Below are 13008 nucleotides of genomic sequence, written 5' to 3'. Positions count from 1 at the left end.
AATATTTTCACGGTCACGCAGTTCAAGCAGCCCTTCAATGGATGATTGTGAATGAATTTCGGCATTGAAGCGTTTGATGATCGTATCGGTGACGCGTTCGAGATCTTCTTTTTCCCAATCAATGGCAAATCCGTCTGCAATCGAGTCCATGAATCCTTTGTTACCTTCAAACACTTCACGCGGACCGGTGATGCCGTATTTGGCAAGCAGTGTTGCATGGACTGCACCCATCGCCGTGTTCGGATAGGCGAGCCCTTTCCAGTTTGACAGCTCGCCGGTGCGTGTCACTCTGAGAGAATTATAGCCGGTGCCTGCAATTGCAATCGCGTTGGCTATTTGACTGCTGTCGAGTCCCATGGCACGTGCCACTCCGGCTGCCGCACCGTATGCGCCCTGAACGGTATGATCAAACCCGTGTTTTCGCACTGGTGCAATATCCGAGAGACGGCACTGCACTTGATAGGCAATCGCCAGTGCCAGTAAAAAGTCTTTTCCATCTGCATCGGCATACTCGGCAGCTGCGAGCACCGGTGCGATATTATCGGATGGATGTCCCGTTTCTTCTTTTGCGAGATAGGAGTCATTGAAGTCAAGATAACGTACTGCAGCTCCATTATAAAATGCAGCGTTATCCGGTGATGTCCTGCCACCGCCGATAAGTGTTACAAGCGGCTCACCGCCGAGATCCTCTGTCATCCGGCGAATGTTTTGGACCGGTTCACCGGCAAGCGCACCAATGGCAACACCGATGGAATCCAGCACACGTCCTTTAAGTGCTTCTTTTGCTTCATCGGACAGCTTATTCCAGTCGGCATTGTACGCCCATCCGGCAAGCTGTTCAACCATTGTTCTTTCGTTTGACATGTAAGTCACCTCCAAAGTGAAGTTTCACTTTATGAAACCTCAGTGGCCACTAAGAGGCATCAGAAAGGAAGTTTCTAACCTCCTTTCACTTATTATGATAGAACATTTAGTGATAAAAATAAATTATTCAACATCATAAAATTGATATTAAATACTTATATAAAGTGATAAGTTTATATTTTGCAGTGATAAGGTTTCAGTTGTTGATGTCAGTACTTTGTCCCGCTTTAACAAACGGACATTCATGAAGCCAATTATGATGACAATGGTTTCTTTGGTCGTGGGGACTAACTGCGGATCGTTTCCGGTATGCCAATTGTGACAACTTCAGCGAAAAAATTGTGAACTTCAGCGGCATTTGTGACAACATCAGTCGATTAGCCAATTGGATGAAGTTTCACATGATTTGTCCTTTCCAGTAATAAAATGATATTAGCGGTCTTGCGGGAGGGATCCGATGCGGAAAATAGTGGTGATTCTCATCGTGTTATTCGCCGTTGCGGTATTATTTTTGCTCTTTTACAAGTCATCGGAAGAACAAGCAGCTGAAGCGGTAATAGCGTTTTATGCGTATGAGCAGGATGCTGATTTTTCTGATTCGTGGGAGATGTTTCATCCGCTCATGAAAGAAAAATTTGACAAAGTTGACTATATGCAGGACCGTGCCCATGTGTTTATGGATCATTTCGGTGTTACAACATTCACATATACTGTCGGGCAGGTAACAGAAATCAAAGAGTGGTCAATGGAAAACGATGCGGAGCCCATTGATATTGTTTATCAGGTGCCTGTAACACAAGTGTTCAAAGGAGAATACGGGAATTTCAGCCTGGTGCAAAATGTATTTGTGACCGAAGTTGATGGGGAGTGGAAGATACTTTGGGACTATAAGAAATAACTGAAAATTGACCTTCACCAATGTGATGAAGGCTGTTTAGCGCGTTTTCCGGTGGAGTTTGGTCACTCATTTCCACTATGGAGAACCGTCCGCTGGCTTTCCGCTCAAGTCTGGTCACTCGTACGCTCAATGAGGTCTCTTCACTATAAATTCCGACCAATGACAGCCACTTATAACCCGAAACTCTCATAAATGCCATCAAAAATAGCAGGGGGCGTCTGCAAGCAAATTCCCCTGCTATGTCAAGCTGAACGCTGGATGTCAACACGATACAGATAAATTTTCCACGGCGATTGACTGTTCTCGAAACTGCGCTCATACGCCAGGTCATTTTCGCGGTGATTTTCAATCGGAACGGCGGAAAATATATAGTCACCGCCCAAGTCTGCCAGCGCTGCCGTGTTAATATCCAGGTTGTCGAGGACAACATCACGATTTTTCGTTACGTCATCATCTTTTCCCAGCTTGTCTGTGTACATGTACAAACGGCCGCCCCACGTATCAAAGTAATTTTTTATCGTATCATTTTTCGCCAGTTCCGGTGCGATAATTTTTCTGAATTTGTATTTATATTCCAGCGGGTAGCTGTTGTTGTACGTGTCCAATGTATAAAACCCGTTGTATTGTGCGATGGTCGGGTGGAGCCCGATGCTGACAACACGGTAATCGGACTGATCCTTTCCAATATAGGCTTCAATTGAATCAAACAGCTCCTCCGAATAAAACTCGGCAAATGTCGGAGTGCCGATCCGTCCGTACTTTAATTCTTCGTTCAGCCCAAACACATTCAAGAGCTGGGCGATGATCAGAATGGTGACAGCGGCTTTGCCGAACCGCATATGCTTCCATAACAACCACAGTGCGAGGCCAAAAGCGATGTACCAGATCATCGGGTCTAAAAAATGGATCCGGCTGAAATTGAATGTATTGGCAATCATCACATTATCTTTCACAATACGCCAGCCTTCCCAGTACCAGAACGCATACCACAATGACAGGGCTGCATTGAACAGGACCAGGCCGATGAGTAATTTAGGTTTGATGCGCCGGTAAGCGGCCACGACCAGCGCCAATCCGATGACTGGCAGGATGATCGATGTATGTACGGCCATGTCATGGGTGTGCCCGGTCAGAAAATTTTCGAAAAACAGGCTGATGGTCCCCGAGAGAGTGTTATGCCCCAGATCAAGATCTTCACGGTGAGACGTAAAGCCTTCGTTGATAAACATGGCATAAATCAGCATGTAATTTTTGATTAAGTAGATACTTGTCATGCCGGCAATGGCCGTTAAAAATGCCCAGTTGCTTTTTTTGAAACGGATCCAGTCAACCAGCCAAACAACGCCCATTAGCCCGAGGAAAAATACAAACGTCAATATAAAGTTTGAGAAAAACGGGATCAGCATTAACACGAACCAATGATACCAGGGCGCCTGCCAGCGGTTTTCCCTGATTGACAGGAATAAATAGAGCGCCAACGGCAACCCGGCAATCGAAAGGAGCCCTGATGGCCAAAAAGGGAGGATGGCAAAGACCAGCGCAACCCCCGTGACGATCCATTTTGAACCGATGAAACGTCTCAGGAGCAAATACATCCCAAAAAATCCGGCAAACCGCATAATCGTCTGCCCGATTGTATAGGCGGTCATTGGCTCAAACAGCACATAGAACCACACCATGATGTCAAATGGTGTGGCAAGTGTACTGCGGGGGAGCCCATTAATGACGTTGGGCAGTTCGGATATGGAAAAAAATTGACCGCTTTCTGCCAGCAGTTTGTACCAGACAATATTTGAATCCAGGTTATCGTGCAAACGGATATGTGTGTCTTCACCCAGAATATAATAGGGTGACAGATAAACAGCGATAACCAGACAGGCAATCAGGATATGTTTAGTGTTCGAAAAAACGTTTGATATGGCTGATGACATAATCGACATCCTTTTCTTCCATGCCAAAATATAAAGGCAGACGGATGAGTTTTTCACTTTCAGCTGTTGTGTAAACATCACGACCGGCGAATCGACCGAATGTTTGACCTGCTTGGGATGAATGAAGCGGGACGTAATGGGTGACCGCCATAATAGCTTGCTCTTTCAAATAATCGATTAAATCGTCACGCCGGTCTGTTTTCAAATAAAACATATGGGCGTTATGTGTGCAATTGTCCGGGACATAAGGTAATGAAATGGCCTCGACGTCCCGCAGCCTGTCATAATATCGCTGCCACGTCCCGATTCGGTCTGCCATGATCTCTTCGGCATGTTCCAGCTGGACAGACAGATAGGCTGCATTCAATTCACTTAGCAGATAGGACGAGCCGATATCACGCCATGAATATTTGTCAACCATTCCTTTGACAAATTGCTTCCGGTCTGTTCCTTTCTCCTGAAGGATCTCAGCCCGCTCAACAGCATCCGGTTGGTTGACGATCAATGCGCCGCCTTCACCGCATGTAATGTTTTTTGTTTCGTGAAAACTGAACGTGCTGAAGTGGCCAAAGGTGCCGAGCGGTTTTCCATTATATGTACTCGTCAGCGCCTGGGCGGCATCTTCAACGACCCACAAGCCATGACGTTCAGCAATAGCCATTACCTGATCCATATCACAGCCGACGCCGGCATAGTGGACAACGACGATGGCTTTTGTATGTTCGGTGATGGCCGCTTCAATGGCCTCAGGCGCTATGTTCATAGTTTCCGGCTCAACATCGACGAACCGGATGGCCGCACCTCGCAATACAAATGCATTGGCTGTCGAGACAAACGTATAGGAGGGCATAATGATTTCATCTTCCGGTCCTGATTCGGTCAAAAGTGCGGCCATTTCCAATGCGGCGGTGCAGGACGGGGTCAAAATCGCCCGCTCGCAGCCGAGATGGTTTTCCAGCCAGGTGGTGCATTTTTTGCCGAATGCCCCGTTGCCGGAAAGTTTTTGGTTACGGATCGCTTCTTTTATGGCAGTTTCTTCTTTTCCGATATGACATGGTTGATTAAAGGGTATCACGAAAATCACCTCACATTGATTGACTGGTTACAACGAGTCCGGCAACAACCAAAGCAAGCCCCACAACCTTATGGATGGTTACCGGATCCCCAAACAAGACGGCAGACAGCAGGAACACGAGGACGAACGAAAGGCTCATGAATGGGTAAGCAAAACTGATATTAAATTTCGTCATCGCCGCCATCCAGCATAAAGCAGCCAAAAACGCAGACAAGAACCCGGAGATAATCCATGGGTTCAGTAAAAGCTGCAATAGAAAAACTAGTTTTTCCCATAATGCTCCCGGCAGTGATCCTGCCTGATCGACTTGCCATTTTAAGACGAGTTGTCCATAGACGGTGAAGATGATGGTTCCAATAATATAAAGGTATCCCATTACCCTACCTCACCATTGAGTTTATGATAGACATCCACTGTGCTGTGCAGGCGGAAACCCAGCGCGTAAAACAGGTTTAATGACGTGACATTGGCGGCTGATATGGAGGTTTTCAGTTCGTCATATCCGGACTGAAACTGTTCCTGGCACGCCAAGCTGGTAAAGGCTTTAGCGAGCCCTCTGCTGCGATAATCCTTATGTATCCCGAGCAGCAAGACTTTATCTTTGTCAAAACCATAAAAGCCGGCTGTATCGCTGCCATATTTCAATGCGATAATCTTCCCGCTATTCAGTAAATCGTTCACCCAGTTCATGTATCGTTTATCAGCCATCCAGTTCGGAATGTTGAAATCACGATGGAAACGTCCATGTGTGAATACTTCTTCAGCAATTTCCAGAATTGCATCGCGGTCATAGCCACGGGAAAGCGTAATCCCATCTTCTTCAAATATGGTCAGGTCAGCTTTCTTGCAAACCGGTTCAATCAATGTATCCACATAGTAAAAACCATGCCGGAGAAATGGTTCGGGGTTTTCAAGCGGTCTCACTTTTAATGTGTAGTGACCTTCATGTTGATCTGTTGCCCGGAGCGCTTCTTCAGCTGTACTCGTCAGTTCATATGTGTTGATGTTAAAATTTCGCTTATCCCAGGGAGTTTCCCGTAAATGGTTCATGTTATCCCCTCTCTTCGTCATTGTCTTCGGTCGTTTCACGGATCAAATATAATGGTCTGCCCTTTGTTTCATTAAAAACTTTTCCGATATAAAGGCCGAGGATGCCAAAATTAAAAAATATCAGCCCCCCGATAAAATAGATGGATACCATCACACTGGTCCATCCTTGTACAGGCTGAGCCAGAAAGAAATATCTTACAAACAAATAAAGACCATACAGAAAGGATCCCAAGGCCAATAAAAAGCCGAATTGTATGGACATTCTAAGCGGTTTATTGGACTGGGAAATGACGGCATCGGTTGCCAGTGTGATGAGTTTTGTCAGATTATAGGACGTTTTGCCTTCCTTTCTGGCATTATGTTTGACCGGTACGGAACCTGTTTTGTAGCCCATCCATTGTATAAACAGCGGGAAGAAACGGTTTTGTTCACGCATTTGCCGATACGCAAGGACAACTTTCCTTTGACTGATGCTGAAATTGGCGATGGTGTGATCGGAAGTTCTGCCGCTTAAATAGTCATAAACACGATAAAAAGCCTGCGATGTTTTACGTTTGAACCAATTATCCTGACGTTGCACGCGATTTCCAAAAACGACTTCATACCCGACTTGTGCTTTTTCATACAATGTCAAAATTTCCTCGGGACGGTCCTGCAGGTCACAATCCATGACGACCACCCAGTCGCCCGCTGCATAATCGAGGCCGGCCGTTATGGCATGATGCTGCCCGAAATTGCGGGCAAAATCAATGCCTTTAATCCGACTGTCCTGCTTGTTCAGTTCTTTAATCGTCTCCCATGCATGATCAGGGCTGGCATCATTCACTAAAATAATTTCTACATCGGCTGGAATCGATTCGATTGTTGTGATGGTACGGCTGCACAGTTCTTTCAGGCAGCGTCTGCAGCCGTAGACTGGGACAACAACGGAAATCAAAGGACTGCCTTTTGCCATTGGTCGACATACCATTCCACTGTGTGATGAAGTCCTGTTTCAAACGATGTAAGAGGTTTCCAGCCCAATGTATGTCTTATTTTACGGTCGTCAACCGCGTATCGGCGGTCATGGCCTTTTCGGTCCCCGATAAATGTAATCAGTTCTTTATGACTGTGCTGCCGTTCAGGCTTTAAGTGATCAAGCATATCACATATTATCATCGCCAGTTCGATATTCGACTTCTCATTGCTGCCGCCGACGTTGTATTTTTCCAATGCATTGCCATGGTGAAAAATCAGATCAATTGCTCGGCAGTGATCGTCAACATAAAGCCAGTCACGCACATTTTTTCCATCACCGTAAAGCGGGATTGGTTTGCCTTGCAGTGCGGTTGAAATGACTGTCGGAATCAGTTTTTCCGGATGCTGCCGCGGTCCATAATTATTGGAGCTGCTGGAGATGACAATGTTCATGCCGTATGTCTGGCCAAAACTTTTGACAAGCATGTCAGCACCGGCCTTTGATGCGCTGTAAGGATTGCGTGGGTCATACGGCGTTTGTTCATTAAATTTTGCGTCCGTTTCAAGGTCCAGTGAACCGTATACTTCGTCAGTGGAAATGTGATGAAAACGTCGTTCTGCCAGTTTCCCTTTCTTATTCCAGGCATCGCGTGCAGCCTGCAGAAGCACACTGGTCCCCATTATATTTGATTCAATGAATGCTTTGGCATCTTTGATGGAACGGTCAACATGTGATTCAGCGGCGAAATGGATGACACCGTCAATATCATATTCTGTGAAAATATCATTGATGAGCTGTTCATCGGTAATATCACCCTTAATGAAATGATAGTTTTCTGACGCATCAGCTCCCTGTAAATTAATTTCTGTCCCGGCATAAGTTAATTTATCAATATTAATAATGTGGTATTCCGGGTATTGCTGCAACATATAATGAATGAAATTGGAGGCAATGAACCCGGCACCACCTGTTACCAGAAGGGATTTACTCATTCTGCACCAGCTCCAGTATCGGATTTTTGTCAATCGTTTCCCAATATTGTTCCGTATGCTTCCGGTTGGCAATCTCCATTAAGTATTGCCCATAATCGGTCTTTTTCATCCCTTCGCCTTTCTGATAAAGGGTTTCTTTGCTTATATAACCCATGTAATAAGCGATTTCTTCCAGACAGGCAATTTTGAACCCTTGCCGCTGCTGGGTTATTTTGACGAATTCGGATGCTTCAAACAGGGATTCATGTGTTCCGGCGTCCATCCAGGCAAAGCCGCGCCCCAAGAGTTGCACATCCAGCTGATTGCCTTTTAAATATGCCTTGTTCAGATCGGTGATTTCCGTTTCGCCCCGATCTGAATAGGGCAGCTGCTTGGCAAACTGTGCCGCTCGGTAATCATAAATATATAATCCGGCTACGGCAAAGTCGGATTTTGGGTCTTCCGGTTTTTCTTCGAGTGAGAGCACTTTTTGATTCTCGTCAAATTCCACGACACCAAAGCGTTCCGGATCTTTCACCCGGCTGCCAAAAATAGTGGCAGTTCTATGGTCGCGAAGCGCTTTTCTGAACAGTGTCGTGAATCCCTCGCCATAAAAAATGTTATCGCCAAGAATTAACGTGACATTATCATAGCCGATAAAGTCTTCGGCGAGGATGAAGGCTTCAGGGATACCGTTGGGATGTTCCTGCTCTAAGTATTGCAGCCTGATGCCGAATGCAGAACCGTCACCGAGCATTTCCTTAAAGCGGGGCATATCCCCCGGCGTACTGATGATCAGAATATCGTTGATGCCCCCAAGCATCAGAACCGATAGCGGATAATAAATCATCGGCTTATCATAGACATTGAGCAAGTGCTTATTGACCCCATTTGTGCTTGGGGCAAGCCTTGTGCCGCTTCCACCTGCAAGTACAATCCCCTTCATGTGAAATCACTCCCAAAAGGTTTAGTCAAGGATACGGATCACCGTCCATATATTACGCTCCTCACATAAATGTTTATTACCGTTTTTATGGAAAGTAATCTTACAATTTATTTGCATTTTGATTACAAAAACTATTGAAAGCTTCTAAATCAATAATATATTCTAAATCCTTTTTATGTAAATAGTTCTTTATACCGGTTGAAGGATTTTACAGTTGAATCTCGAAATAGAATAAGTTAATAGAGAAAAATAACTTTATAGGGGGGCATCAATTGGAAACGCAGAAGGTCTTGGGAGAACCAGAAAGGAAAAAGCGCAGTAAAAAGAAAATTGTGCTGATAGTTCTTGGTGTGCTGGCGGCAATTATCATACTGTCGCTCATTTCCGCAAACGCATACATCAACAGGTCGCTGGCACAGACAGAGGGGACGATTGAGCTGGCGTCATTGGAAAATGAGGTTACAGTTATAACGGATGAAGGCGGGGTTCCGCATATACAGGCGGAAAATGCACATGATTTATACATGGCACAGGGATATATTCAGGCACAAAGCCGGATGTTTCAGATGGAGATGTCGCGCAGGCAGGCATCCGGTACATTAAGTGAGGTTGTCGGGGAAGCGGCGGTCGAACAGGATAAATACTTCCGGGCGCTTGGTTTACGACGTGCGGCGGAGAAGTCGTATGAAATCTATTCAGAAGAAAGCAAACAAATATTGCAATGGTTCGCAGACGGGGTGAATGCGTATATCCAGCAGGCAAAACCGGATAACAGTCTGCCGGTCGAATTCATATTGATGGGGTCAGAACCGGCTGAATGGACACCGATTGATTCCCTGACAATCGGGAAGTACATGGCGTTTGACCTCGGTGGTCATTGGGAGCGGCAGGCATTCAATTACTATGCGTTAAATCATTTCACGGACGAAAAGGCTTATGAACTGTTCCCAAGTTATCCGGAAAATAAGCCTGCGATCATTGATGGGGAAGAGGTGGATGTGGCGGCCAGTTTTAAAGATGCCATCATCCCGCATGCATTTAATGGCAGTAACAACTGGGTCGTGAGCGGTGAAAAAAGTAAATCCGGGATGCCGCTTTTGGCCAATGATCCACATTTGGGACTGGCAACACCATCCATTTGGTATCAGATGCACTTGACGTCGCCGGAAGTCAATGTCAGTGGCGTCATTTTTGCCGGGGTCCCGGGAATCATCCTCGGTCATAATGATGATATTGCCTGGGGTGTCACGAATACAGGCCCGGATGTGCAGCAGCTTTATTTGGAAAAACGGCATCCCGACAATCCAAATGCATTTTTGTATGAAGGTGAATGGGAAGAAGCGGACGTGATTGATGAACCGATTAAAGTGAAAGACGGTGAAACAATCGACTATCAAGTTGTGGAAACACGGCACGGGCCTGTGATTTCGGAGTTTGCGGATGAAACGGCCGGCGGTACTGTCATGTCACTTCGGTGGACGGCGCTGGAGGCGACAACCGAACTGGAAGCGATTTTGGAAATCAACCAGGCAGCAAATTGGGCAGAATTTGAACGCGGACTGGAAAAATTCCTCGCTCCGGCACAGAATTTTGTATTTGCGTCTAAAGATGGGACGATAGCTTATAAAGCAAACGGCAACATTCCGGTTTACGAAAATGCAGATGATGCACTGCTGCCGCTTGAAGGCTGGAAAGCAGAAAATGAATGGCAAGGCTATATCCCGTTTGATGAATTGCCGACTGTTATCAATCCTGAAAAAGGCTTTATTGCTACAGCGAACAATAAAATCGCGGAAGAGGAATATCCGTATCATATCAGCCATGTCTGGGCACAGCCATACCGGTATGAGCGGATTGCTGAAGTTCTGGCAGCAGGGGAGAAATTTACAGTTGAAGATATGAAGGCACTGCAGATGGATCAGACGAATCTGCAAGCGCGCGAATTTGTACCGATGTTTATTGACGTACTTGGTGAAGCTGATCTTTCTGATGACGAAAAAGCGGCTCTCCAGCTGCTGTCGGAGTGGGATTATACAGACACAGTGGATGCTGCGCAGCCGCTTATTTTCCATCAATGGATGCATGAAATTGAGAGCCTTTTGTATGACGATGAGATTCCAGAAGCGGTTATGGATTTATTTGGCGGCAAAGGACAAACAACAGATCAGTTGTTGCGAAAAGGTAATGATTCCGTCTGGATCCAGGATAATGGCGGATTGCAGGAAGTATTCGCTGCGTCATTGGAAAGTACGCTGGATCAGTTAGTTGACGAATATGGGAGCACCATGCCTGATTGGCAGTGGGGCGACTATCATAGGGTACAGTTTTACCATCCACTGTCAGATATCAGCCCGATTCTCGCATTCTTTTTCAACCGGGAAGAGCCGATCCCGACCGGCGGCAGCAGCGTGACACCAATGGCGGCGAGCCATGACGCCGAAACAGGGATTGTTGACCATGGCGCATCATGGCGGTTTGTGATCGATACGGTTAATCTGATGCGAGGTTACCACACCGTCGGCCCCGGACAGGCCGGGCATTTTAAAAGCGACTGGTATCATGACCAGATGAATGACTGGGTCAAGGGAGCATATCACGTGACGCAGACCGATGAAAATGATGGAATGGAATTGATACTGACACCAAACGACTAAACGATGAAGGAGTTGTTCCGGCATGAATAACCAGGATAAAGCAAAAAAATTGGCAGGAGAGACGTCGGTCAAACATATTGAAAACGGCATGTACATCGGCCTTGGTTCAGGTTCGACCGTTTATTGGATGATCCGTAAACTCGGAGAACGTGTGCAGAATGGGCTTGATGTCAAAGGGATTCCATCATCACGCCAGACACAGGAATGGGCGAACGAGTTCGGTGTGCCGCTGACCGACTTTTCCGAGATACAGGAACTGGATGTAGCCATTGACGGCGCTGACGAGGTTGATCCGCAATGGAACCTGATCAAAGGCGGCGGCGGTGCACTTGTTCGGGAAAAAATTATTGCAGCATCGGCCCGGAAGTTTATCGTCATTGTTGATGAGTCAAAGCTCGTTTCCCAATTGGGAGATTTTAAGCTGCCGGTTGAAATTTTGCCGTTTGGATGGGAAGTGACGGCAGCAAGGATTGCGGAATTGGATGGCGAGCCGGTTTTGCGCCGAGATGGTCATGATGCATTCGTCTCAGACAACGGTAATTATATTGTGGATTGTGACTTTGGTGTCATCAACGATCCAAAGACACTGCACCAGCAATTAAAGCAGCTGACAGGTGTTGTTGAAACCGGTCTGTTTACGGAAATGACCAGCGAAGTGATTGCCGGTTATCCAGATCAGGCAAAAACCCTGCAGAAAAGTTAGACTTGAGGGGGATAAGCTGCTCAGCTGATCCACATTGCACTTGAATGTTGTGGGGAACGCTGGATAGGAGGCTTCTCTCGTCCGAAAGCGAACCGGGAGGAGCGTGAAACGTCAGAGAGAGGTCTTCTCTCGTCCGAAAGCGAGCCGGGAGGAGCGCGAAACGTCAGAGAGGATGCTTCTCTCGTCCGAAAGCAAGCCGGGAGGAGCGTGAAACGTCAGAGAGAAGGCTTCTATCGTATGAAATGGCCATCCGAAGTTTCGTTCTATCCCGCATGTAAAGGTCAGTAACCCGCCAAAAGACTTAGGATAACTGACCTTAAATGACCGATTCTGCTCGGACTGCAGGATGCATGTCACGAAGGCGCTGCAACATGACGTTGCGAACGTTGCCTTTGTTCCGTCATATTTATCGGAGAAAACCGCTCCGATGTTTGAAGTTCTCTTTATTAGCTGGTTCCTGCTAGAATAAACTTATGGAGATCTAACTTTCCACTTTTAAATAAAATGAGGTTATATTAGCGTATGAGTCGAATTAAAGATATTTATCAGCAATTACAGCAATTCGGCAGTGATGGGGCGAGTGCTGAGGACATCGGTGCGGCATTGCATATCGATCGCTCGACCGCCAGCCGTTATTTAAATGATCTGGTCAAAGCTGATCGCGTGGTAAAAAGGCCCGGCAAACCCGTGAAATATGTCATTAAACAATCCAATCATACAGAACCTGCCGACCGGAATGTCATCGGGGCGGGAGAGAGTCTTCAGTCACTTATTGAAACAGGGATGGCAGCATTTTTATACCCTGTAAGGCCGCTTCCAATTTTACTGACAGGTGAAACCGGGACAGGCAAAACATATTTGGCAGAAAAGCTGTCCAATATGGCGATTGAAAATTCCGGAGATTCCAAAGACAGACCATTTATTGCGTTTAATTGTGCGGATTATGCCCAAAATCCGG

Annotated in this window: 12 protein-coding genes; 4 read left to right on the top strand and 8 right to left on the bottom strand. The window is 46.3% G+C overall.

Annotated features, from left to right (window positions below; translation table 11 throughout):
- Window positions 1-864: MmgE/PrpD family protein (locus VK080_RS05300; protein ID WP_324223728.1), on the bottom strand; the 864-nt coding region annotated here is incomplete at its 3' end.
- A gap of 457 nt (window positions 865-1321) precedes the next feature.
- Here VK080_RS05300 and VK080_RS05295 point away from each other — a divergent pair.
- Window positions 1322-1762, top strand: a complete 441-nt coding sequence (locus tag VK080_RS05295; RefSeq protein ID WP_324223727.1) for a hypothetical protein — start codon at window positions 1322-1324, stop codon at window positions 1760-1762.
- Between the two features lie 242 nt (window positions 1763-2004).
- Here the strand turns inward: VK080_RS05295 and VK080_RS05290 are convergent, their stop codons facing one another.
- The 7 genes from VK080_RS05290 to rfbA are packed head-to-tail and all read right to left on the bottom strand — an operon-like array spanning window position 2005 to window position 8693.
- Entirely contained in the window at window positions 2005-3693 is a 1689-nt protein-coding gene (locus tag VK080_RS05290; RefSeq protein ID WP_324223726.1) for a DUF6044 family protein, read from the bottom strand.
- On the bottom strand, window positions 3656-4768 hold the full coding sequence (rffA, locus tag VK080_RS05285) for a dTDP-4-amino-4,6-dideoxygalactose transaminase (RefSeq protein WP_324223725.1): 1113 nt from the start codon (window positions 4766-4768) through the stop codon (window positions 3656-3658). The genes VK080_RS05290 and rffA overlap by 38 nt, the downstream gene beginning before the upstream one ends.
- Before the next feature lie 10 nt (window positions 4769-4778).
- Window positions 4779-5144: an EamA family transporter gene (locus VK080_RS05280; RefSeq protein WP_324223724.1), complete on the bottom strand. Its 366-nt coding sequence runs from the start codon at window positions 5142-5144 to the stop codon at window positions 4779-4781.
- Entirely contained in the window at window positions 5144-5818 is a 675-nt protein-coding gene (locus tag VK080_RS05275; protein WP_324223723.1) for a GNAT family N-acetyltransferase, read from the bottom strand. Before VK080_RS05275 ends, VK080_RS05280 begins: the two co-directional genes overlap by 1 nt.
- 1 nt (window position 5819) lies before the next feature.
- Window positions 5820-6773: a glycosyltransferase family 2 protein gene (locus VK080_RS05270; RefSeq protein ID WP_324223722.1), complete on the bottom strand. Its 954-nt coding sequence runs from the start codon at window positions 6771-6773 to the stop codon at window positions 5820-5822.
- Entirely contained in the window at window positions 6752-7768 is a 1017-nt protein-coding gene (rfbB, locus tag VK080_RS05265) for a dTDP-glucose 4,6-dehydratase (RefSeq protein ID WP_324223721.1), read from the bottom strand. Before rfbB ends, VK080_RS05270 begins: the two co-directional genes overlap by 22 nt.
- Window positions 7761-8693, bottom strand: a complete 933-nt coding sequence (rfbA, locus tag VK080_RS05260) for a glucose-1-phosphate thymidylyltransferase RfbA (protein WP_324223720.1) — start codon at window positions 8691-8693, stop codon at window positions 7761-7763. The genes rfbB and rfbA overlap by 8 nt, the downstream gene beginning before the upstream one ends.
- 272 nt (window positions 8694-8965) lie before the next feature.
- On the opposite strand from rfbA, the gene VK080_RS05255 reads away from it, so the two are divergent.
- The 3 genes from VK080_RS05255 to VK080_RS05245 all read left to right on the top strand — a co-directional run.
- A complete protein-coding gene (locus VK080_RS05255; RefSeq protein WP_324223719.1) occupies window positions 8966-11347 on the top strand; it encodes a penicillin acylase family protein in 2382 nt (793 codons plus the stop codon).
- 22 nt (window positions 11348-11369) lie between these two features.
- A complete protein-coding gene (gene rpiA, locus VK080_RS05250; protein ID WP_324223718.1) occupies window positions 11370-12050 on the top strand; it encodes a ribose-5-phosphate isomerase RpiA in 681 nt (226 codons plus the stop codon).
- 522 nt (window positions 12051-12572) lie between these two features.
- Window positions 12573-13008, top strand: a 436-nt coding sequence (locus tag VK080_RS05245; RefSeq protein WP_324223717.1) for a sigma 54-interacting transcriptional regulator, incomplete at its 3' end; no start/stop codon positions are given.

The sequence above is a fragment of the Lentibacillus sp. genome (assembly GCF_035301925.1).
Taxonomy (GTDB): Bacteria; Bacillota; Bacilli; order Bacillales; family Amphibacillaceae; genus Lentibacillus.
Note: the sequence above shows the minus strand (reverse complement) of the source record. Positions and strands in the feature narration are given on the sequence as shown.